Origin of the sequence: Cellulomonas hominis, from assembly GCF_014201095.1 — a bacterium.
Lineage (GTDB): Bacteria > Actinomycetota > Actinomycetes > Actinomycetales > Cellulomonadaceae > Cellulomonas > Cellulomonas hominis.
The window spans coordinates 1,841,787-1,864,141 of record NZ_JACHDN010000001.1 but is presented as its reverse complement, the minus strand read 5'-3'; the positions used below and the strand labels follow the sequence as shown (position 1 = coordinate 1,864,141).

Genomic DNA, 22,355 nt, shown 5'->3' with positions numbered 1-22,355 from the left:
CCGGGAACCGCTCAGGCCGCCGGCGCCCGGCCGGCCGCCGCGAGCTACCGCCCGAGCGACCGCGTCGCGAACCCCGACACCACCATGACCACCCCGGCGACGAACGCGAACAGCCCGTACACCGTCACGATGACGTCGACCGTGCCCTGCGGCTTGATCGCCAGCAGCAGACCGAACAGGAACGCGATCAGGCCGAACACCAGCGTCCCGGCCCAGGCGAGGTCCCGCGCCCGGTACTGCGTCACGGCCACGACCACGGCCGTCACCCCCAGCACGAGCACCCACAGCGCCAGCAGGTAGAACAGCACGAGCGCGGTGACGTCGGGCCACAGCATGATGACGACGCCGAACGCGATGCTCACGACGCCCTCCGCGACGAGCCAGCCGAACCCCGGCCGCCCGCGGGCCAGCAGCGCCTGCATGAGCACCACCGCGCCGTCGACCACGGCGAACACGCCGAACACCCACACGAGGGCGACGAGCGTGCCCAGCGGCTCGACGAGCAGCAGCAGCCCCAGCACGATCATCAGCAGCCCGCGCAGCACCGGCAGCCACCAGACCGACCGCAGCACCGCCGCGACCCGGCCGTCCACGTCCTGAGCCACGAGCGCCCCCCGTCCTCGAGCGTGCCGCGGGCCAGCCCGCCTCCCTGCGGTCACGCTAGACCCCGGGGGTCATCCTCGCGACGGAGGCACGGCGGCGCGCCCTCATCCTCGAGGACGGAATCCGCCGCGGAGGGCCTGAGGACCCGCTCAGCGGGGCCGCCGCTGCCTAGACTCCACCTCATGCCCGACGCCTCGACCAGCGCGCCGGCGGCGCCCGGTCGACCCGACGGGCCCGCCCCGGGTGCCCACCACCCGCGTCCGGCGGACGGCCTGACGCGACCGCAGGTGCTGGACACCCCCGAGGTGCGGGTGCACCACCCGAGCGACCTGCTCGGCGTCGTGCTCAGCCTGCTCGGCGCGGTGGCCGTCATGGTGCTGGCGACCTACGCCCACAACACGACGACCGGCGTCGCGGAGGACGTGCAGGGCTTCGCCGCGCTGCTCGGGCAGATCCTCATCGTCCCGGTCGCGCTGCTCGAGACGGTCGTGACGTACCTGGTGCCGGTCGCGGTGCTGGCGGAGCTGGCGATCCGGCGCCTCGGTCGCCAGATGATCGAGGCGTCCGTCGCGGCGATCCTCGCGGTCCTGGTGACGGCGACCGTGGCGTGGCTGGTCGAGCACCTGGGGTCGGACCAGCTCGTCGCCGGGCTGTCGGTGCGCCTGCGCGGCGAGCTCACGCTGACGATCCCGGGGTACATCGCCCTCATCGCCGCGCTGCTCACCGCCACCGGGCCCCGCACCCGGCGCCGGACGGTGGCGTGGTCCTGGAACCTCGTGTGGGTCGCGATCGGCGTCATGGTCATCACGGCGGGCGTCTCGCTGCCGGGCGTCGCGGTCGCGCTGCTGATCGGCCGGGCGACCGGCCTCGGCGTCCGGTACGTGTCCGGCGTGAAGTCGGAGCGCGCGTACGGGGCCAGCCTGGTGGCCGGCATCCGGCGCGCGGGCTGGCGGCCGGCCCTGCTGGAGCGCGTGCCGGACGAGGACGAGGAGGACCCGGACGCGGACGCCGTCGGCACCCCCGCCGCCCGCGCGGTGCTCCGGTACACCGACAACCGCGTGTACGAGATGACCACCGAGGACGGCCGGCAGCTCGACGTGCTCGTGCTCGACGGCGACCGCCAGGTGGTCGGCGTCCTCACCCGCCTGTGGCGCTCGCTGCGGCTGCGCGGCCTGGACGGGCGCTCCGTGGTGTCGCTGCGGCAGGCCGCCGAGCGCGCCGCGCTGCTCTCGTACACCGCGACCCGGGCCGGGGTCCGGGCGCCCGCGCTGCGCGGCATCGCGGAGGCCGACTCCTCGATGATCCTGGTCCAGGACCGGGTGCCCGACGCGACGCCCCTGTCCGACCTCGAGCCCGAGGCCATCACCGACGAGGTGCTGCAGGGCATCTGGGGGCAGCTCGGCACGGCGCACGACGCGGGCCTCGCGCACCGCGCGCTGACGGCCGACGTCATCCTCGTCTCCGGCGACCGCGAGCGCCCGGAGGTGTGGCTGGTCGGCTGGGACCAGGGCGACGTCGCGTCCTCGGAGCTCGCGCAGCGGATGGACCGCACGCAGATGGTCGCCCTCCTCGCGCTGCGCGTCGGCCCGGCGCGCGCCCTGGAGTCCGCGGTGGCCGTGCTGCCCGAGGCCGACATCGCCGCGATCGGACCGCTGCTGCAGACGATCACCCTCCCCCGCCGCACCCGCGAGGAGCTGCGCGCGCACAAGGAGGTGCTGGCCGAGCTGCGGTCGGCGCTGGTCGCCCGGCTGCCCGAGGCCGACGTCGAGCCCGTGCAGCTCATCCGGTTCGGCGCGCGGACCGTCCTGACGATCCTGCTGACCACCGCCGCGGTGATCGTCGTCCTCACGTCGATCAACCTGCAGACGATCCTCGACGCCCTGGGCTCGACCGACTGGCGGCTCAGCGTCCTGGCGTTCGCGCTGGGCATGGCGTCCCTGTTCGGCGCGGCGCTGTCGCTGGTGGCGTTCTCGCCGGTGAAGCTGCCGCTGTGGCGCGCGACGATCGCCCAGTCCGCCGCGACGTTCGTCGCGCTGGCCGCCCCGGCGGGCATCGGTCCGGCGGCGCTGAACCTGCGGCTGCTCACCCGGCGCGGCACGTCGGCCTCGCTGGCGACCGCGACGGTCGCGCTGGTGCAGGTCGCCCAGTTCTTCGTGACCGTGCTGCTGCTGCTCGGCCTGTCGGTCGCGTCGGGGACGAACCAGCTCGAGCGGTTCACCATCTCCCCCGCGGTGGTCATCGCGATCGGGATCCTGGCCGCGCTCGTGGCCTCGGCGCTGCTCGTGCCGATGGTGCGCAAGTGGGTCGCCGCCAAGACGCTGCCCACGCTGCAGCAGACCTGGCCGCGTCTCATCGAGATCGTCGGGCAGCCGTGGCGCCTCGCGCTGGGCCTGGCCGGCAACGTGCTGACGACGTTCGGCTACATCCTGGCCTTCGAGGTCTGCCTGCGGGCGTTCGGCCAGGAGCTGTCCCTGGTGCAGGTCGCGATCGTGTTCCTCGCGGGCAACACCGCCGGGTCGATCGCCCCGACGCCGGGCGGCATCGGCACCACCGAGATCGCGCTCGCGGGCGCGCTGACCGTGGTCGGCGTGAACCCCGGCGTCGCGACGTCGGTCGCCGTGCTGTTCCGGGTGCTCACGTACTGGCTCCGCATCCCCGTCGGCTGGGCGGCGATGCGGTACCTGCAGCGCGTCGGCGAGCTGTAGCGGCTCAGGACGCGGCGGTGCACTCCCGCTGCGTCGGGACGTGGTCGCCGTGCGTGGCGAGGGACGCCGCGATGCGGGACCAGGAGGAGAGGCGGGTGGCGGAGCGGACACCGTCGGGCCGCAGCTCGGCGCCGGTGCGGTCGCGCTCGGCCGGCTCGTAGAAGCCGCGCTGTTCCATGGCAGATCCTTCGTTCGGCAGCCCGGCTGACCTGCGGGGGTCCCGTGGCTTTGCGTCCCCTCCTCGCGGAGGGTTTGCCCTTGTCGCTGACGGCTCTGACTGTAGGCCCGGCGTCACCCTGACGGAAGGGGTCACGGGTGAATCAGTCGGACAGAACTCCCATTTCACCCACTCGGGCGAAATCGGACAAACGGCGCGAACGGCGCAGACCTGATGAAGTCGCAGGCCAGCGGCCCCCGAACAGGTTCAGCCGGCCCGGGGACGCCGGCCGGCGGACGCCCCGGCGCGCACCCGCGCGGGCGACGACCGGCGCCGTCGCGGCCCCGCCGGGCGCCACTCCACCGGTCCAGCCGGGCACTCCACCGGGTGCACCCGTCAGCCCTGCGGCACCGCCCGCAGGAAGTCCTCGAGCAGCGGCCCGGACGTCGTCGACCCGAAGTCCCCGGTCTCCACGAACACCGCGACGGCCAGGTCCCCGTACCCCGCGATCATCCACGCGTGGTTCTGCAGGTCCGCACCGCTGCCGTACTGCGCCGTCCCGGACTTCGCGATGACCTCGGCCCCGGGCACGTCCTGCAGGAAGTCCCCGCCACCCTCGGTGACGACGGCACGCATCATCGACCGCAGCGCGTCGGCCTCGGCCCCGGTGAGCGGCTGGGCGGCGGCCGGAGCCGCGGTGGCGCCGCCGGCGTCCGCCAGGATCCGTGGCGTGACCCGCGCCCCGGCCACCACCGACGCCGCCACGGTGGCCATGCCGAGCGGCGTGGCCTGCACGCGCGCCTGCCCGATCATCGACGCGGCGTGGTCGGTCGTCCCCGCGTCGTCCGCCGGGACGGCGCCCAGCGTCGCGGCGAACCCGAGGTCGACGCCGTCCGCGAGGCCGAGCGCGGCGGCCGCGTCCGCGAGCGCCTGCTGCGGCGCCTGGCCGGCAGCGGTGAGGAACGCCGTGTTGCACGACTCGGCCACCGCGGTGCGCAGCGGGATGTCGCCCAGCGCGCTCGACGGGTAGCCCGGGTAGTTCTGGAACTCGCGGCCGTCGACCGTCGCGGTGGGCGGGCAGGTCACGGAGCTGTCCGGGGTGAGGCCCGCGCGCAGCAGCGCCAGCGACGACACCACCTTGAACGTCGACCCCGGCGCGTACAGGCCCAGCGTGGCGGTCGACTGCCCGCCGCCGCCGGACCCGCTCGCCGCAGCGAGGATCTCCCCGGTCGACGGCCGGATCGCGACGACCGCGCTCGCGCTGTCCGTGACCCGCGCGACCACGTCCTCGGCCGCCTGCTGCACGGCCGGGTCGAGCGTGAGGCGCAGCGGCTCCCCGGCAGTCGGTTCCACGTGGAACAGCTGCCGCTCCTGGGCCCCGCCGGCGGTCGCGACGACCGTCAGGCCGGGCAGTCCGCGCAGCTGCTCGTCGAACTGCCGCTGCAGCCCGCCGAGGCCCGTGAGGTCGCCGGCGACGACCGCGCCCTCGGACTCGTCGACGATCTCGGCGGTCGCCTGGCCCACCGTCCCGAGCACGGGCCGCGCGAAGGAGCGGGTCGGGGCCAGCGGGAGCGAGGCGGCCACGGCGTTCACGCCGGGCAGCGCCGACAGGCCGGCCACGTCGTAGGCCGCGTCGCCGTCGCGGACGACGATCGCCTCGACGAAGGCCTTCTCCCCCGCCGCCGCGACCTGCGCCGCGTACGCGTCGGGGTCCATGCCGAGCGCCCCGGCCAGCCCCCGGGCGGCGGCGTCCGCCTGCTCCGGCGCGACCCGGGTCTTGTCGATGCCGATCCGGTGCACCGGCCGGTCCTCGACCAGCACCGCGTCGCCGGCGCCGAGCACCTGCGCCCGGTCGGCCTGCACGCGGTGCACCTGCAGCGCCTCGCCGGCGGCGAGGTCGGGGGCGAGCACGAGGGTGCTCCAGCGGGCGCGCCACTCGTCGTCCACGCGGACCAGCCCGGCGTGGGTGGTGTACGTCCAGTCGGCGTCGCTGCTGTCGACGTCCCACGTGAAGCTGAGGGCGACCGAGGCGGCCGCGTCGTCGTCCGCCGACGGCACGACCTCGCCGGCCTCGACCGCCGGGACCCACGGGTCGAGTCCCTGGTAGGCGGCGGTGCGCTGCTCGCCCGCCTCGGCCGCGGTCGCGCCCTCGAGGGGGACCGCGGCGAAGTCGCCCGACGCGATCGCCGCCGCGAGCGCCTCGGCCGCCTGCTGCCGCTCGTCCTCGCCCCCGCCCGAGCACGCGCCGAGCGCCACGACGAGCCCGGCCGTGACCAGCACGCCCCCGGGACGCCCCCACCGGGCGCCCGCGCGGCATCCCCGTCCCGCCGTCCCGCTCGCCACCGCAGCACCGCCGCGCACCGGCCTCACACCCCGTCCTCGTCCGCTGCCCGGTCGCGTCCGGGCCACGGTCAGCCTAGGCACCCTGATCAGGCGCGACGGCCGGTTCCGGACGCGAGTTCGCGGGAGTCCTGTGGGGGACCTGTGCCCGTGGCCGATCCCCGCCCGGGCAGCGGTTGACGGTCGCGCCCGGGTTGTCTGGAATGGGGCGATGTCACCACCTGCGTGCACCGACTCCCCCTGCAGTCCCGTGCGGCGAGCCCGCACCCCGCGCACCCGCCCGGGGGCTCGCCGCTGATGGACTCCGAGACCTGGGGCAACATCGCCCTCGTCCTGCTCTTCATCCTGATCGGCGGCGTCTTCGCCGGTACCGAGATCGCCCTGGTGTCGCTGCGCGAGAGCCAGATCAACCAGCTCGAGCGGCAGAGCACCCGCGGCGCACGCGTGGCCTCCGTCGCCCGGGACCCGAACCGGTTCCTCGCCGCCGTCCAGATCGGCGTCACTGTCGCGGGCTTCTTCTCCGCAGCGTACGGGGCCTCGACGATCGCCCCCGACTTCGCCCCGGCGATCGAGTCGCTCGGCGTCCCCGAGGGACCGGCCGGCACGATCGCGCTGGTCGTGCTGACGCTGGTCATCGCCTACCTGTCGCTGGTCCTCGGCGAGCTGGTGCCGAAGCGCATCGCCCTCCAGCAGTCGGGGCGGGTGGCGCTCGCCGTCGCCCCGCCGCTCGACCGGTTCGCCACGCTGATGCGCCCGGTGATCTGGCTGCTGTCGACCTCGACGAACCTGCTGGTGCGGCTGTTCGGCGGCGACCCGCACGCGACGTCCGAGGAGATGTCCGAGGCGGAGCTCCGGGACCTCGTCATCGCGCACCAGGGCCTGCCGGAGGACGAGCGGCGCATCCTCGGCGACGTCTTCGAGGCCACCGACCGCTCGGTCGCGGAGGTCATGCGGCCGCGCGGCGAGGTGCACTTCCTCGAGGCGGACCTGCCGCTGACCGACGCGCTCGACCGGGTGCGCGACCAGCCGTGGTCCCGGTACCCGGTGATCGGCGAGGACTTCGACGACGTGCTGGGCTTCCTGCACATCCGCGAGCTCCTGGACACCCCGGCCCGGCCGGGCGTCCGGGTGCGGGACGTCATGCGCGAGATCGTGGTGCTGCCCGGCACGAACAAGCTGCTGCCGTCGCTGTCCTCGATGCGCCGCGAGGGCGTGCACATCGCGGTCGTCGTCGACGAGTACGGCGGCACCGACGGCATCGTCACCCTGGAGGACCTGGTCGAGGAGCTCGTCGGGGACATCCGCGACGAGTACGACATGCCCGGGTCGTCCGGCGCGGAGGCCCGCGAGGGCGCGCCCGGGTCGTACGACGCGGGCATCACCATCGAGGAGTTCACCGAGCTCACCGGCGTGCGGCTCGCGGACGGGCCGTACGAGACCGTCGCGGGGTACGTCATCGCCCGGCTCGGCCGGCTCGGCACGGTGGGCGACGCCGTGGAGGTCGACGGGCACCGCATCGAGGTGACCGCCGTCGAGGGCCGCCGGATCGCGCGGGTGCGGGTCGTCCCGCCGCCCGAGGAGCCGGCGCCCGTCGCCCCGGCGCCCGTCGCCCCGGCGGGCTGAGCCGCGGCCCCGGCGCGCATCCGGACCCCGGCGTCCGGATGCGCGCCCGCGTGGCGTGGCTCACCCTGGTACCGCCACAGGGACCTCGAGGCCCCGGGGAGGAGGACGCGCCCATGACCGACCGGCACCGGATCGTGCTCGACCCGGACCCCGCCTCGGTCGCGGCCGGGCGCGAGTGGGCCCGGCACGAGGCCGCGCTCGCGCACGCCGCCCCGGACGCCGCCCGGACGGTCGAGCTGCTCACCTCCGAGGTGCTGACGAACGCCGTCGTGCACACCCGGGCGCACCGGCACATCGCGCTGACCGCGGAGTGCCACGACGGCTGCGTCCGCGTCGCCGTGACCGACCCCGACCCCACGCTGCCCGTGGTCCGGCCGGGGCGCGCCGGGCGGATCGGCGGGAACGGGATGCGGATCGTCGCGGCGCTCGCGACCCGCTGGGGCATCGACCTCCACCCCGGCGGCGGCAAGACCGTCTGGTTCGAGACGCCCGTCTCCGCCGTCGCCTGACCCGCGGCGGGTCGCGGGGCTGACGCCCGGCGCGGCGAGCCGCCATGATGCGGTCATGACGGCCGAGCCCCGTCCGCGACCGAGCCGCAGGCAGCGGCTCCGCGTGCTGCTGCGCACGCTGGCCACCACCACCGTCCTGCTCGTGGTCTACGGGCTGCGCCCGGTCGACCGGCCGACCGACGCCGTGCTGGCGCTGCTCGCGATCGGCCTGGTGCTGCTGGTCCTGCTGCTCGTCTGGCAGGTGCGCTCGGTGGTCCGCTCGCCGTACCCGGTGCTGCGGGCGGTGGAGGCGTTCGTGACGGCGGCCGTGCTGTTCGTCGTGCTGTTCGCCACCGGGTACGCCGCGCTGTCCGAGTCCGGGCCGGACGCGTTCTCCGAGCCGCTGGACCGGGTCGCGGCGCTGTACTTCACGATGACCGTGCTCGCGACGGTCGGGTTCGGGGACATCGTGCCGGTGACGCACACGGCGCGGATCGTCACGACGGTGCAGATGGTGGCGGGGCTGGCGTTCGTCGGACTGGTCGGGCGGGAGTTCCTCGCGGCGGTGCAGCGCGCGCACGCGCCGGACCCCCCGGCAGCCCCGGCACCCCCCGACGAGACCGACGTCACCCCCTGACCGCCGGAATGCGCGGCGCCCCGGCCGGGTTCGCAGACGGTATGAAGGCTGTCGCGTACGAGACGTTCGGCGGTGCCGAGGTGCTGCGGGTGGTCGACCGCCCGGAGCCGCACATCGGCCCCGACTCGGTGCTGGTCAAGGTGGTCGCCGTGGGGCTGAACCCGGTGGACTACAAGATCCGGGAGGGATACCTCCAGGGGCTGATCGACACCCACCTGCCCGCCGTCCCCGCGTGGGACGTCGCCGGCGTGGTCGTGAAGCCCGGGCTGGACACCCCGGAGCTGGTCGCGGGCGACGAGGTGCTCGCCTACGCCCGCAAGGACATCGTGTCCGACGGCACGCTCGCCGAGTACGTCGCGGTCCCGGTGCGGACCGCCGCCAAGAAGCCGGCCGGGCTGTCGTTCGAGCAGGCCGCCGCCCTGCCGCTCGCGGGTCTCACCGCGCTGCAGAGCGTGCGCCGCTCCGGGCTCGCCGCGGGCCGGACCGTGCTCGTGCACGCCGCGGCCGGCGGGGTCGGGTCGATCGCCACGCAGCTGGCGGTGCACCGGGGCGCGCGCGTCGTCGGCACCGCCTCCGCGGGGAACCACGACTTCCTGCGCGGCCTCGGCGCCGAGCCGGTCGCGTACGGCGACGGGCTGGTGGACGCCGCCCGCGCGCTCGCGCCCGAGGGCTTCGACGTCATCCTCGACTACGTCGGCGGCCAGGCGATCGACACCGCGCCCGCGCTGCTCAAGCCCGGCGGCACCGTCGTGTCGATCACCGACGCGCGCGCCCGCGACGAGCTCGGCGGGCACTACGTCTGGGTCCGCCCGGACAGCGCGGACCTCGCGGAGCTGGCCACCCTGGCGGCCGAGGGCGTCGTGACGGTCGAGGTCTCGCAGACGTTCGACCTCGACCACGCCGCGGACGCCTACCGCGCCCTGGAGACGGGCCACACCCGCGGCAAGATCGTCGTCCGCGTCTGACCCCCGGACCCCTCCGCCCCCTCCCTCCCCCCGTGCGCCCCGTGCGCCAGGTGCCGGGCGGGGGACGGGCGAGGGCGGGGGGCGAGGGAGCCCGTCAGACCGCGCGGGCCGCCAGGAGGTCGCGGGTGACCGCGTGGTGCGGGGTCGCGAACACCTCCGCGACGGGGCCCTGCTCGACGACCGACCCGGCGCTCAGGACCAGCACCCGGTCGCAGACCCGCCGGACCACGCCCAGGTCGTGCGAGACCAGCACCATCGCGACGCCGGACTCCCGCCGGAGCTCGACGAGCAGGTCGAGGATCGCCGCCTGCACCTGCACGTCGAGCGCCGACACGGGCTCGTCGAGCAGCAGGACCCGCGGCCCGGGGGCCAGCGCCCGGGCGATGGCCACCCGCTGCCGCTGACCCCCCGACAGGGTACGGGGCCGGCGGTCCAGCACCGTGGCGGGCAGGTGCACGCGGGCGAGCAGCTCCGCGGCGGCCGCGTCGGTGGCACCCGCGCGGCCGGCCGGGCCGGTGGCCAGCGCCGCCCGCAGCACCGCGCGGACGGTCAGCCGCGGGTCGACGGTGCCCAGCGGGTCCTGCGGGACGAGCCGCACGCCGGGCCGCAGCGGCCGCCGCTCCCGCTCACCCAGCGCGGACCACGGCCGCCCGTCGAGCAGCACCTCGCCGGCGTCCGGGGTGTCGGCCGCGAGCAGCAGCCGCGCGAGGGTCGTCTTGCCGGATCCGGACTCCCCGACCAGCCCCACCGCCTCGCCCGCGCGCACCTCCACGTCCACGCCCGCGACCGCCTCGACCCGCCCGCCGCCGGGCAGCGGGAACGCCCGGCGCAGGCCGCGGCCCGCCAGCAGCACCTCCCCCGGCGGCGGCACCGGTCCCGGCCCGTCCCCGAGGCGCGCGGCCGCGACGAGCTCCGCCGTGTACGCCGAGCGCGGGTCGCCGAGCACCGCGGCCGTCCGGCCGGTCTCCACCACCCGGCCGTCGCGGAGCACCACCACGCGGTCCGCGACCCGGGCCACCGCCCCGAGGTCGTGCGTGACCAGGACGATCGCGGTGCCGGCGTCGCGCAGGTCCGCGAGCAGGCCGAGCACGCGCGCGGCGACGGTGGCGTCGAGCGCGGTCGTCGGCTCGTCGGCGACCAGCAGCGGCGGCCGCGCGACCAGGGCGGACGCGATGAGCGCGCGCTGCCGCATGCCCCCGGACAGCTCGCCGGGCCGCTGCCGGGCGCGCACCGCGGGGTCCGGCAGGCCGGCGTCCGCGAGCGCCGCGAGCACCCGCTCGGCGCGCTCCACCCGGGACGGCCGCGGCCGCCGGAGGGCGAGCGCCTCCCCGACCTCCGCGCCGACGGTGCGCAGCGGGTCCAGCGACCCGAGGGCGTCCTGCAGCACCAGGCCGACGTCCCGGCCGCGGGCGGCGCGCCAGTCGCGGGGGCGGAAGGCGGCGGCGTCCCGGCCCAGCAGGTGGAACCGGTCCGCCCGCACGTCCGCGCGCCCGCCCTCCGCCGCCAGCCCGACGAGCGTCCGCGCGAGCACCGACTTGCCGGCGCCCGACCCGCCGACGACGGCGACGCACTCGCCCGCCTCGACGCGCAGGTCCACGCCGTGCAGCACCTCGCCGCCGCGGGGGAAGCCCACGCGCAGCCCGGCCACGTCCAGGACGGCGGTCACGCGGCCACCGCCCCGATGCGGCGGCCGAGCACGGTCAGCGCGGCGGCGGTCACGGTGATCGCCAGGCCCGGGAACACGGTCAGCCACCACGCGGTGTCGATGTAGACGCGGCCGGCGTTGAGCATCGCCCCCCACTCCGGGGACGGCGGCAGCGTGCCCAGCCCGAGGAAGCTCAGCGCGCACACCCACACCACGGCCTGCCCGATGCCGAGCGTCGCGACCGAGACCAGCGGCCACAGGGTGTTCGGCAGCACGTGCCGGCTCAGCACCCGCCCGGGGCCGTGCCCCTCGAGCCGCGCCGCCTCGACGTACCCGCTGCCCGCCACCGAGCGCACGCGGGCGCGCAGCATCCGCGCGTACCCCGGGGCGGTCGCGGCGCCGACGGCCAGCACCGACGCCTCGACGCCGGCGCCGAGCACCGCGACCAGCAGCAGCGCCAGCACCAGGGTGGGCAGGGCGAACAGCACCTCGAGCACCCGGCTCACCCCGGCGTCGAGCCACCGCGGACCGAGCCCGGCGGCGAAGCCGAGCACCATCCCGGCGCCGACCCCGATCGCGGTGGCCGCCGCGCCGATGCCGAGCGACGCCGCGGCCCCGTGCACGACCCGGGTGTAGACGTCGCGGCCGGACTCGTCGGTGCCGAACCAGTGCGCCGCACCGGGCGGGGTGAAGGCGGCGCGCGCGTCGATCGCGTTCGGGTCGCCGGGGGCGAGGGCGTCCGGCCAGAGCACGGCGACGGCCATCCAGGCCGCCGCGAGCAGCGCGAGGACCCCCGCCACGCCGAGACCGGCCACGGCCGCACCGGTCCGGGTCCGGGTCCGGGCCGCCACCGCCGTCACCGCGCTCACCCGAGCACCGCCGGCTCGCCGGGGCGCACCGTCGCCGGCAGGGACGCGACGGCGCGCAGCCGCGGGTCGAGCACCCGCTCCGCCACGTCGACCAGCAGCATCACCAGCACGTAGGCCACCGCGACCACGACCACCGCCCCCACGACGACCGGCACGTCCCGCTGCATGGTCGCGTCGAGCAGCAGCCGCCCGAGCCCGGGCCGGCCGAACAGCGTCTCGACCACCACGGCCCCGCTGAGCAGCGACCCGAACGCCCAGCCGGACAGCGCCACCGCCGGCAGCACCCCGTGCCGCAGGGTGTGCCGCCACAGCACGCCGACCGGCGACCCGCCGCGCGCGCGGGCCGAGGTCGCGAACGGCGCGGCGGTGGCCTCGTCGAGCGAGTCCCGCATGACCTGCCCGAGGAACCCCGCGACGGGGACCGCCAAGGTCACCGTGGGCAGCACCAGCCCGCGGAGGTCGGTCCCGCTGCTGGTGGCGGGCAGCCAGCCGAGCGTCGAGGAGAACACGACGATCAGCACGGCCCCGAGCCAGAAGTGCGGCAGCACCGCCGCCACGACCTCGGCCCCGCGCAGCAGGGCGGCGCACGCCCGCCCGACCGGGCCCGTCGCCCGCACCGCCGCCGTCGCGACCGCGAGCGCCAGCACCCACGCCAGCAGCAGCGCGAGGACGGCGAGCAGCAGGGTGCCCGGGAGCTGCTCGGTCAGCAGGTCCGCGACGGGCACCTTGCGCGCGTACGAGACCCCGAGGTCGAGGGTCAGCACCCGCCACACCTGCACGGCGTACTGCACGAGCAGCGGCTGGTCGAGCCCGTACTGGGCGCGCGCGGCGGCCACCGCCTCCGGGCCGGCCTGCGACCCCGGTCCGCCGAGCAGCGCCTCGGTGGGGTCGCCGCCGGCGGCCCGGAGCGCGAAGAACACGACCGTCGCGACGACCCACGCCACGAGGACGACCGAGCCGACCCGGCGCAGCAGCCAGCGCAGCCAGCCCGGGACGCGCGGCCGCCGCACCGCCGTCAGGCCCCCAGGCGCGCGTCGAGGAACGTCGGCGTGGCGACGGTGTCGAGCGTGCGCACCCCGGTGACCCCGCTGGTGAGGAAGTGGTTCTGCTGGTCGTACAGCGGGAGGATGTAGTACCCCTCGAGCACGATCTGCTGGGCCTGCCGGTACAGGTCGGCGCGCTCGGCGTCGTCCGCGGTCGCCGACGCCCGGTCGAGCAGGTCGTCCAGGGCCGGGTCGGTCACGCCGGCGTGGTTCGCGAAGTACCCGCTGGGCGCCGGGACGGTGCCGTCGGAGTGGTAGAGGATCCGGAGCACGTCCGGCCCGACCTTCGTGTAGGGGGCGGAGACGGCCTCGTACTCGTGCGCGCCGAGGACGCCGTACCAGGCGGACAGGTCGAGCGGCGTCAGCACGACGTCGAACCCGACGGCCTTGGCGTTCGCCTGGATCTGCTCGAACAGCGACTGCTCGGCGGCGACCGACTGGTTGGTGCTGACCGGGAACCGCACCGTGAGCCGCTGCCCGTCCTTCGTCCGGTAGCCGTCGTCGTCGCGCCCGGTCCAGCCGGCGTCGTCGAGCAGGGCCTCGGCGGCGTCGACGTCCGTGCCGAACAGGTCCTCCTCGGAGAAGGCGGTGGGCTCGACGCTGGACAGCGGGGAGTACGAGCGGGTCGCGGTGCCGGCGAACAGCGTCTCGATGCCGGGCTCGGGGTCGGCCGCGCGGACGAACGCCTCGCGGACCCGGATGTCGTCGAACGGCGGCTGGGCGCTGTTCAGCTCGATCCGGTTCACCGAGCCGGGGCGGGGCGCGTCGATGTGCGCGATGTCGCCGCCGGCGTCCGCCTGCGCGATGGCGTCGGGCTGCGGGTTGTCGATCACCTGGACCTCGCCGGAGCGCAGGGCCGCGTACCGGGTGGCGGCGTCGGGGATGAACCGCCAGACGATCCGCTCCAGGTGCGCCGGGCCATCGTTCTCGGCCTGCGGGTCGCGGGCGACGTAGTCCTCGTTGCGGACCAGCTCGACCTGCTGCTGCCGGACCCAGTCCTCGACCACGAACGGGCCGGTGCCGACCGGGGCTGCGCAGTTCTCGTCCGTCCCGCGCGCGATCCCCGTGGGCGACTGCATGGCGGTCCACTGCTGGCTCAGGGACTCGAGCAGCGCGGAGTCGGGCGCGGAGAGGTGGAACCGGGCGTGCGTGGCGTCGACCGCCTCGACCTGCTCGACCTTCTGCACGGCCAGGTACCCGGTCGACGAGCCGGTGTCCGGGTCCTGCAGGTGCTCGATGTTCGCCTTGACCGCCTCGGCGTCGAAGGGCGTCCCGTCGGTGAAGGTGACGTCGTCGGCGAGCGTGAAGTCCCAGGTCAGGCCGTCGTCGCTGACGGTCCACTCCGTCGCCAGCCACGGCAGGATCGTCCCGTCGGCGTCCCGGCCGACCAGCGGCTCCAGGTACTGCGTGCTGATGAGCGCCTGCGGGTAGTTGCCGCCGACGTGCGGGTCGAGGCAGGTCGGCTCGGCGTCGCCGGTCGCGTAGACGAGGGTGCCGCCCTCGGCCGGGGTGCCGCCGCCGGTGGACGCGTCGTCCGACCCGCCGGTGCAGGCGGCGAGCGTCAGGACGAGGCCCGCGGCGACGGCGGCGCCGGCGCGGGTGCGGAGGGGACGGGTCACGGCTCCACCTTCAGGGTGCGACGTTGTTGTACGGCGTCCAACAATAGGTCGCCCGCGGCGTCCCGGCTGCCCACGGGCGGTGTGATGCTCGTCCTACGATGACGCGGTGCCGACCGCCGACCCCCGCCAGCCCCGCACGGGCCGCGCCGGACGCGCCGGTCGCGCCGGACGCCCGCCCGCCTCGTCGCGCGCGATGCTCGAGGAGGCCGCCGGCGAGCTGTTCCTCGAGCGCGGGTACGCCGCCACGTCCGTCGCGGACATCACCCAGCGCGCCGGCGTCTCCCGCAGCACGTTCTTCAACTACTTCCCCGGCAAGGCGGACCTGCTCTGGGCGGGCTTCGACGAGCGGGTCGACCGGCTCCGGGCCTCCCTCGCGGCCGCCGACCCCGCGACCCCGGCCGGCGACGTGCTGGCCGCCGCGCTGCGCGACCTCGCCGCCGACCTGCCCGCGGAGCACGTGGCCCTGGCGTTCACCCAGGCCGACGCGATGGGCCTCGGCGACGACCTGCGCCTGGCCGCCGCCCGCCGCACCACCGACCTCGGCGCCGTCCTCGCCGGCTACGCGGCCGCCCGCGGGACCGACCCGCTGCACGCGCGCGTCGCCGGCACGGCCTGGGCCGGGGCGCTCGTGGCGGCCGTCGAGGCGTGGGCGCACGCCGGCGCGGACCGGACCCGGCTGCCGGACCTCCTGGACCGCGCGCTCGCACCGGTGCGCCCCGCGCTGCGCTGACGGAGCTCTCGGGACGGGAGTGCCCGCCCCCGCGTTCGTTCCTAGGATCGCCCGTATGAGCGACTCCGGACTCCGGCAGGCCCAGGACAAGATGACCGCGGCGGGCGTCGACCCCACCGCGATCGAGGTCTTCACGCACTACTACCGCGAGCTCGAGGCGGGGGCCACCGGCCTCATCCCCGAGGACACGATCGACCCCCTGCTCGACCCCCCGCAGCTCGCGGACGTCGAGATCGACCCCGAGGCGGCGCGCGAGGCGTTCGGCCGCACGGCGGTCATCAAGCTGAACGGCGGCCTCGGCACGTCGATGGGCATGGACAAGGCGAAGTCGCTGCTGCCGGTGCGGGACGGGCGGTCGTTCCTCGACCTCATCGTCGAGCAGGTGCAGCACGCCCGCGCCGAGCACGGCGTGCGGCTGCCGCTGGTGCTGATGAACTCGTTCCGCACGCGCGACGACTCCCTGGCCGCGCTCGCCCGGCACGACGGGCTGGAGGTCGACGGGCTGCCGCTGGACTTCCTGCAGAACCAGGAGCCGAAGCTCCGCACCGACGACCTGACCCCGGTCTCCTGGCCGGCGGACCCGACGCTCGAGTGGTGCCCCCCGGGGCACGGCGACCTGTACACGGCGCTGCTCGCGTCCGGGGTGCTGCGGCGGCTCCTGGAGGCCGGGTTCCGGTACGCCTCGATCTCGAACTCCGACAACCTGGGCGCGGCGCCGGACCCGACGATCGCCGGCTGGTTCGCGGCCTCCGGCGCCCCGTACGCCGCGGAGGTGTGCCGTCGCACGGCGGCCGACCGCAAGGGCGGGCACCTGGCGGTCCGGAAGTCGGACGGCCGCCTGATCCTGCGGGACACCGCGCAGACGCCGCCGGAGGAGATGGACTACTTCACCGACGAGCACCGGCACCCGTACTTCCACACGAACAACCTGTGGTTCGACCTGGAGCAGCTCGCCGCGGCCCTGGAGTCCCGCGGGGCGGTGCTCGGCCTGCCCCTGATCCGGAACGTCAAGACCGTCGACCCCACCGACCCGGGGTCGCCCGAGGTGTTCCAGGTCGAGACCGCGATGGGCGCCGCGATCGAGGTGTTCGAGGGCGCGACGGCGATCGCGGTGGGCCGCGAGCGGTTCCTGCCGGTGAAGACGACGAACGACCTGCTGCTCATCCGGTCGGACGCGTACGACCTGGCCGAGGACCGCACGCTGCGGCTCGCGGTCGGGAAGGCGCCGCTGGTCGACCTGGACCCCGCGGTCTACAAGACCGTCGGCCGGTTCGAGGAGCGGTTCGCGGCGGGCGCCCCGTCGCTGCGCGGCGCCCGGTCGCTCACGGTCCGCGGGGACTGGACGTTCGGCGCGGACGTGGTCGCCACCGGCGACGCGACGGTCCCGGCGGACGGCGCCCCGGGCGAGATCCCCGCGGGGACGGCGCTCGGCGCCTGAGGCACCCGCGCGGGAGGCCCGGTCAGCCCCGGCCGGCCGGGGCCTCCTCCGCGGACGCCGCCTCGTTCGCGGGGCTGAGGGCCAGCACCCCGCACGCGACGACGGCGGCGGCGACCGCGAGCAGCACCGGCACCCCCCAGCCGGCACGCACGGTGTCGTCGAGCACCAGCACCCCGATCGCGCCGGGGACCACGACCTCGAGCACCGACACGACGGCCGCGACCGCCCCGACCGGCCCGCGCTCGAGCGCCCGCAGGTAGGCCAGCGCCCCGACGACCCCGCAGACCACGATCACCAGCGCGAGCGGCTGCCAGAGCGTGTCGAGCAGCCCGCCGGACGCGTGCGCCCCGCGTGCGGCCACCGCGGCGCCGGAGTACCCGAGGCCGCCGAGCACGGCCAGCAGCACCGGCGGCCCGGACCGGTCGGCCGCGACGGCCGCGACCGCGAGCGCCCCCGAGGCGGCCAGCATCGCGGTCGTGAACCCGGCCGGCGGCGGGGGCGCCGGCTGTTCCCCGGCCCCGGCGGCCAGCACGACGGGGGCGGCGACCGTGACCCCGATCGCGGCGCGGTCCGCCCGCCGCAGCCGCGCGCCGAGCACCCGGCTGGCCAGCAGCACCACGACGACCAGCGACGACGCCAGCACCGCCTGCACCACGAACAGCGGCAGGTGGTCCAGCGCGAGCAGCGACAGCAGCCACGCCGCCCCGTCGATCGCGAACCCGCCGATGACGAGCGGCTGCCGCACGGCCGCGAGCCCGGAGGCCCGCCGGGTGGCGACGGCCTGCAGGATCGTGGACACCACGTCCCCGTCCCCGCGGACCTCCGGATGCCGGACAGCGAGACCTGGGTCTACACCCCGCCGGGCTTCGACCCGTCCGGCGCCGTCCGCTACCCGGTGCTGTACCTGCTGCACGGGACGCCCGGCTCGTCGGACGACTGGATGGCCGCCGGCCTGCCCGGCGTGCTGGACGACCTGGTCACCAGCGGACGGGTGCGCCCCGTGATCGTGGTGTCGCCCGACGTGAACGCCGTCGACATCGCGGAGTCGTCCTGCCTCGACTCGGCGCACGGCGGCTCGCAGGTCGAGACCTACCTCACCGACGTCGTCGTGCCGTGGGTGGACGCGCACTACCCGGTCGCCGACGACTGGCGGTACCGCGGCATCGGCGGCATGTCGTCGGGGGCGTACTGCGCGCTGGACCAGGGTCTGCGGCACCCGGAGCTCTACGGCACGATCCTCGCGACGATGCCCTACGGCGAGCCCGGGGCGGGCGGCGAGCACCAGCTCGCCGGCCCGGCGGACGTCGCGGCGCACTCGCCCGACGTCTACGCGGACACCGTGCCGCTGCCGCACGCGCTCGGCGTCCTCCTGGCGTACGGCTCGCGCGAGGCGGACGGTCAGGTGGGCCGGACGGCGCGCGACCTCGCGGCGCGGCTCGAGGCCCGCGGCGTGGACGTCGAGCTCGTCGTGGAGCCCGGGCTCGGGCACTCGTGGACCACCGCGACGGCGACCCTGCCCGAGGCGCTCACGTTCTTCGAGCACCGCATGGCGGCCGCCGGCGACAGCTGATCCCGCCCGCCGTCTCGGCCGCATCCCGCCCCCGCCCCCGTGACGCGGTGGCCCCGCGGGCCGGTGCGCCGTCCTCGCCACTATGGCGAGCGCGCACCCGCGGTGGCAATCACCCCCCGCCGCTCGACGGGGCCGCGCGCCGCGCGCCAGACTGCCCGGACGGACCCCGTGCGCGCGCCGCGGGCCGACCCGGAGGTCACCGGTGCCCGACGCCACGTCCGACGCCGTCCCCGGCACCGCCGCCGCCCTGCGCCGCGAGCGGACCGCCCTGCTCGGCTCGGCGGCCGCGGCGGGCGTCATCGGCACCGCCGCCGCCGTGTGGGGCGTGGTCGCGGGCTCGGGCGTGATCCTGTTCGACGGCGTCTACACGGTGGCCGGCATCGCCCTGGTCGGGGTCTCGGCCCTCGCGTCCCGGGCCGCCGAGCAGGCACCGGGAGGGCGGTACCCGTTCGGCCGGCACGCGGCGACGCCGCTCGCGGTGGCCATGCAGGGCGCGGCGCTGGTCGCGACGCTGCTGTACGGCGTCGCGGACGCGGTCGGCACGCTGGTCGCCGGCGGCGCGGACGGCGACCCCCTCGGGTTGCTGGCGTACGGCGTCGCGTCCGCGGTGCTCAGCGCCGGCGTGGCCGCGTGGCTGCGGCGCCGGGCGCCGGACTCGGAGCTCGCCCTGGCGGAGGTGGTGTCCTGGCGGGCGGGCGCCTGGCTGAGTGCGGGCGTCGCGCTGGGCGGCGTCGTCGGGACCCTGCTGGACCGCGGCGGGCACGCCACGGCGGCCGGGTACGTCGACCCGGTTCTGCTGCTGCTCGCCGTCGTGCTGATCGCGCCGCTGCCGGTGCGGCTCGTCCGGGACGGGATGCACGAGCTCCTGGAGGGCGCTCCCCCGCCCGAGGTCGCGCACGCCGTGGACGCGGCGGTGGCGGCGGCCCGGGCCGAGTTCGACCTGCCCGAGGCGCTGGTGCGCGCGACCAAGCTGGGACGCCGGCTGTACGTCGAGGTGGACTTCGTCGTGGAGCCGGGGCCCTGGGACGTGGCCGCCGAGGACCGGGTCCGGCACGCGGTCGTCGACCGGTTGGAGGCGCTGCCGTACGACGTGTGGGCCACCGTCGAGCTCACGACGGACCCCGGCCTGGCGCTCTGACGGGCGGCCCAGCAGGACGTTTGACATCCCGACCAGTCGGTCGTAATTTCTCCACTACCTACCATGCGGTAGGTAGTGGTGGCGCCCCGGTGCCACGACGTCTCAACGTGGAGCCGTCCGACTCCCATGGCCGAAGAAGGTTTGCATGGACGCGACACTGGCCGCCGGCACCGCCCCGGCGCGCGACGACCTCGCCCCCGACACCGGGACCCCGTTCACCCGCGCCCGGACGCTGCGCTTCGGCGCCGGCTTCTTCGTCTTCGGCGGGCTGTGGATCATCGGCCTCCAGATCGTCGCCGCGGTGCTGCTGCCGCAGCGCCTGCTCGACATCGGCGTCGCCTCGCCCGAGACCCTGCTCGGCACCATCAGCGCCGTCACGGCGATCGTGTCCCTGGTGTCGAACCTCGTGTTCGGCAACCTGTCGGACCGCAGCCGCAGCCGGTTCGGCCGCCGCGCCCCGTGGATCCTCGCCGGAGGCCTGATCGGCGGCGCGTCGCTGTTCGCCATCGGGGTCCTGACCAGTGCCGCGGCCATCACCGTCGTCTACTGCCTCTGCATGGTCGGCCTCAACATGATGCTCGCACCCGCGGTCGCCGTCCTGGCCGACCGGGTCCCGGCGAAGCTGCGCGGCACGATGTCCGCCTTCTACGGCGCGGGCCTGTCCGGCGGTGCCCCGATCGGCGCGCTCATCGGCGCGGTGTTCCTCACGCACACGGTCCCCGGGTTCGTGCTCGGCGGCGTGCTCATGGCCCTGTCCGCCGTCATCGCCCTCGTCGTCTGGCCCCGCGAGAAGCCCGCCACCGACCTGCCCCCGGCCGCCGGCGGCCTCGGCGAGCTCCTCAAGTCGTTCCGCCCGCCCCGCAAGGCCCCGGACTTCTACCTCGCGTTCGTCGGCCGCCTGTTCATGCTGGTCTCGTACCAGATGGTCATGGCGTACCAGCTCTACATCGTCCGCGACCACGTCGGGCAGACCACCGAGCAGGCCCAGGTCACCATCGCCACGATGTCCGTGATCCTGCTGGTCGTGTCCCTCGCCGGCTCGGTCGTGTCCGGCCCGGTGTCCGACCTCATCGGCCGCCGCAAGCTCCCCGTGGTGGTGTCCAGCGTGCTGTTCGCCGTCGGCATCGCGATGCCGTGGGTCTGGCCGACCCCGGCGGGGATGTTCCTGTTCGCCGGGATCGCGGGCTTCGGGTACGGCGTGTACACCTCCGTCGACCAGGCGCTGAACGTCGACGTGCTGCCGAACGAGGAGGAGGCCGGCAAGGACCTCGGCATCCTCAACCTGTCGACGACGGCCGGCCAGACCGTCGGCCCGCTCATCACCTCGGCGCTGGTCGTCGCGACCGGCGGGTACGGCCTGGTGTTCCCGGTCTCGATCGCCGCCGCGCTGCTCGGCGCGTTCGCGATCACCCGCATCAGGTCCGTCCGCTGAAGGGGCCCGCCATGACGACGACGTGGACCGTGTCCACCCCCGACCGGCGGTGGGCCGACGGCGGCGCCCCCGCGCCCGGCGCGACGGCCGGCAAGGGCCTCGCCCTCACCGGGGAGCGCGGCCAGACCCTGCACGGGTTCGGCGGCACGTTCAACGAGCTCGGGCACCGGGCGATCAGCGCCCTGTCCCCGGAGGACCAGGAGACCGTCTACCGGGAGCTGTTCAGCCCCGACGAGCTGAACCTCCGCGTGAACCGCTCGGCCGTCGGCGCGAACGACTTCGCGACGTCCTGGTACTCCTACGACGAGACGCCCGGGGACCACGCCCTCGAGCACTTCTCCGTCGACCGGGACGAGGAGCGGGTCATCCCGTTCATCCGCCGGGCCCAGCGGTACCAGGAGGACATGGTCCTGCACTGCTCCCCGTGGAGCCCGCCGACCTGGATGAAGAACCCCCCGGCGTACAACCACGGCACGCTCGTCATGACGCCGGAGAACCTCGACGCCTACGCGCGGTACCTCGTGCGGTTCGTGCAGGCGTACGCCGAGCGCGGGATCACCGTCAGCCAGCTGCACGTGCAGAACGAGGTGTTCGCCGACCAGAAGTTCCCGTCGTGCGTGTGGACCGCCGAGCAGCTGCGGGTGTTCATCCGCGACCACCTCGGCCCCGCGTTCGAGGCGGCCGGGCTGCCGACCCGGATCTTCCTCGGCACCCTCAACGGCCCGGACGACATGGCGTTCACCGCGACCGGCCAGAAGCTGACGAACTACGCCCGGTACGTCGACCACATCCTGTTCGACGACGAGGCCCGCCGGCACATCGCCGGGATCGGGTACCAGTGGGCCGGGCAGCACGCCATCGCCCGGACCCGCGAGGCGTGGCCCGAGCTGGAGATCATGCAGACGGAGTCCGAGTGCGGCTTCGGGTCCAACGCGTGGGAGGACGCCGAGTACGTCTTCCACCTGGTCCGGCACTACCTGCAGCACGGCGCCACCGGGTACACGTACTGGAACATGGCCCTCGAGCCCGGCGGCCTGAGCACGTGGGGCTGGCCGCAGAACTCCCTGATCACGGTCGACCCCGACGCCCGCACGTTCATGCGGAACCCGGAGTACTACGTGCTCAAGCACTACGCGGCGGCGGTGCGCCCCGGCGCGGCCCGGCTCGGCGTGACCGGGCGGTGGAGCGCCCAGGGCTCCGCGTACCTCAACCCCGACGGCTCGCTCGCCGTCGTCGTGCAGAACGCGCTCGACCGCGCCGAGGCGTTCGCGTTCACCGACCCCGCGGACCCGTCCCGGGCGTTCACCGCCACCCTGGCGCCGCGGTCGCTGAACACGTTCGTGCTGGCCTGAG

At 75.8% G+C, this 22,355-nt stretch carries 19 protein-coding genes and 1 riboswitch; of the genes, 11 read left to right on the top strand and 8 right to left on the bottom strand.

The window, feature by feature from the left end:
• Positions 1-44 precede the first annotated feature (44 nt).
• Positions 45-605 carry an HdeD family acid-resistance protein gene (locus tag HNR08_RS08800; RefSeq protein ID WP_246802949.1) on the bottom strand — a complete coding sequence of 187 codons (561 nt, stop codon included), beginning with the start codon at positions 603-605 and terminating at the stop codon, positions 45-47.
• Positions 606-785: 180 nt separating this feature from the next.
• Between HNR08_RS08800 and HNR08_RS08795 the strand changes: the two genes are divergently transcribed.
• Positions 786-3,308, top strand: a complete 2,523-nt coding sequence (locus HNR08_RS08795) for a lysylphosphatidylglycerol synthase transmembrane domain-containing protein (protein WP_146834413.1) — start codon at positions 786-788, stop codon at positions 3,306-3,308.
• A 4-nt stretch (positions 3,309-3,312) separates the two neighbouring features.
• Here the strand turns inward: HNR08_RS08795 and HNR08_RS08790 are convergent, their stop codons facing one another.
• Positions 3,313-3,486, bottom strand: coding sequence for a hypothetical protein (locus tag HNR08_RS08790; RefSeq protein ID WP_168430442.1), 174 nt, complete (start codon positions 3,484-3,486; stop codon positions 3,313-3,315).
• Positions 3,487-3,499: 13 nt separating this feature from the next.
• A riboswitch (cyclic di-GMP riboswitch) is annotated at positions 3,500-3,575 on the bottom strand.
• Between the two features lie 286 nt (positions 3,576-3,861).
• On the bottom strand, positions 3,862-5,745 hold the full coding sequence (locus HNR08_RS08785) for a penicillin-binding transpeptidase domain-containing protein (protein WP_246802950.1): 1,884 nt from the start codon (positions 5,743-5,745) through the stop codon (positions 3,862-3,864).
• A gap of 357 nt (positions 5,746-6,102) precedes the next feature.
• Here HNR08_RS08785 and HNR08_RS08780 point away from each other — a divergent pair, with 357 nt between their 5' ends.
• From HNR08_RS08780 to HNR08_RS08765, 4 genes are all read left to right on the top strand, one after another.
• Positions 6,103-7,428 (top strand): hemolysin family protein, encoded by a 1,326-nt coding sequence (locus tag HNR08_RS08780; RefSeq protein ID WP_146834417.1) that lies wholly within the window; start codon positions 6,103-6,105, stop codon positions 7,426-7,428.
• A 113-nt stretch (positions 7,429-7,541) separates the two neighbouring features.
• Positions 7,542-7,937: an ATP-binding protein gene (locus tag HNR08_RS08775; RefSeq protein ID WP_183834954.1), complete on the top strand. Its 396-nt coding sequence runs from the start codon at positions 7,542-7,544 to the stop codon at positions 7,935-7,937.
• A gap of 55 nt (positions 7,938-7,992) precedes the next feature.
• Positions 7,993-8,553 (top strand): potassium channel family protein, encoded by a 561-nt coding sequence (locus HNR08_RS08770; protein WP_146834422.1) that lies wholly within the window; start codon positions 7,993-7,995, stop codon positions 8,551-8,553.
• A 41-nt stretch (positions 8,554-8,594) separates the two neighbouring features.
• Positions 8,595-9,518 carry an NADP-dependent oxidoreductase gene (locus tag HNR08_RS08765; RefSeq protein ID WP_146834425.1) on the top strand — a complete coding sequence of 308 codons (924 nt, stop codon included), beginning with the start codon at positions 8,595-8,597 and terminating at the stop codon, positions 9,516-9,518.
• A 94-nt stretch (positions 9,519-9,612) separates the two neighbouring features.
• Here the strand turns inward: HNR08_RS08765 and HNR08_RS08760 are convergent, their stop codons facing one another.
• Genes HNR08_RS08760 through HNR08_RS08745 form a run of 4 tightly spaced genes read right to left on the bottom strand, consistent with a single transcriptional unit; the run spans position 9,613 to position 14,694 of the window.
• Complete coding sequence (locus HNR08_RS08760; RefSeq protein WP_146834428.1) at positions 9,613-11,184, bottom strand: ABC transporter ATP-binding protein; 1,572 nt, start codon at positions 11,182-11,184, stop codon at positions 9,613-9,615.
• A complete protein-coding gene (locus HNR08_RS08755) occupies positions 11,181-12,032 on the bottom strand; it encodes an ABC transporter permease (protein ID WP_371862361.1) in 852 nt (283 codons plus the stop codon). The genes HNR08_RS08760 and HNR08_RS08755 overlap by 4 nt, the downstream gene beginning before the upstream one ends.
• Positions 12,029-13,042, bottom strand: coding sequence for an ABC transporter permease (locus HNR08_RS08750; RefSeq protein WP_146834431.1), 1,014 nt, complete (start codon positions 13,040-13,042; stop codon positions 12,029-12,031). The genes HNR08_RS08755 and HNR08_RS08750 overlap by 4 nt, the downstream gene beginning before the upstream one ends.
• A 5-nt stretch (positions 13,043-13,047) precedes the next feature.
• A complete protein-coding gene (locus tag HNR08_RS08745) occupies positions 13,048-14,694 on the bottom strand; it encodes an ABC transporter substrate-binding protein (RefSeq protein ID WP_146834434.1) in 1,647 nt (548 codons plus the stop codon).
• Between the two features lie 106 nt (positions 14,695-14,800).
• Here HNR08_RS08745 and HNR08_RS08740 point away from each other — a divergent pair, with 106 nt between their 5' ends.
• Together HNR08_RS08740 and HNR08_RS08735 are read left to right on the top strand one after the other, a co-directional pair.
• Positions 14,801-15,424, top strand: a complete 624-nt coding sequence (locus tag HNR08_RS08740; RefSeq protein WP_246802951.1) for a TetR family transcriptional regulator — start codon at positions 14,801-14,803, stop codon at positions 15,422-15,424.
• A 55-nt stretch (positions 15,425-15,479) separates the two neighbouring features.
• The gene (locus HNR08_RS08735) at positions 15,480-16,862 is read left to right on the top strand and encodes a UTP--glucose-1-phosphate uridylyltransferase (RefSeq protein WP_146834437.1); all 1,383 of its coding nucleotides are present in this window, start codon (positions 15,480-15,482) and stop codon (positions 16,860-16,862) included.
• A 22-nt stretch (positions 16,863-16,884) separates the two neighbouring features.
• Here the strand turns inward: HNR08_RS08735 and HNR08_RS08730 are convergent, their stop codons facing one another.
• Positions 16,885-17,661 (bottom strand): hypothetical protein, encoded by a 777-nt coding sequence (locus HNR08_RS08730; RefSeq protein ID WP_210736665.1) that lies wholly within the window; start codon positions 17,659-17,661, stop codon positions 16,885-16,887.
• Positions 17,662-17,688: 27 nt separating this feature from the next.
• Between HNR08_RS08730 and HNR08_RS08725 the strand changes: the two genes are divergently transcribed.
• The 4 genes from HNR08_RS08725 (at position 17,689) to HNR08_RS08710 (ending at position 22,354) form a co-directional block, all read left to right on the top strand.
• A complete protein-coding gene (locus HNR08_RS08725) occupies positions 17,689-18,432 on the top strand; it encodes an alpha/beta hydrolase (protein ID WP_146834443.1) in 744 nt (247 codons plus the stop codon).
• Positions 18,433-18,634: 202 nt separating this feature from the next.
• Entirely contained in the window at positions 18,635-19,570 is a 936-nt protein-coding gene (locus HNR08_RS08720; protein WP_210736666.1) for a cation efflux transmembrane domain-containing protein, read from the top strand.
• A 145-nt stretch (positions 19,571-19,715) separates the two neighbouring features.
• Complete coding sequence (locus tag HNR08_RS08715; RefSeq protein ID WP_146834448.1) at positions 19,716-21,002, top strand: MFS transporter; 1,287 nt, start codon at positions 19,716-19,718, stop codon at positions 21,000-21,002.
• An 11-nt stretch (positions 21,003-21,013) separates the two neighbouring features.
• Entirely contained in the window at positions 21,014-22,354 is a 1,341-nt protein-coding gene (locus tag HNR08_RS08710; protein WP_146834451.1) for a glycoside hydrolase family 30 protein, read from the top strand.
• The last annotated feature ends 1 nt before the right edge of the window (position 22,355 follow it).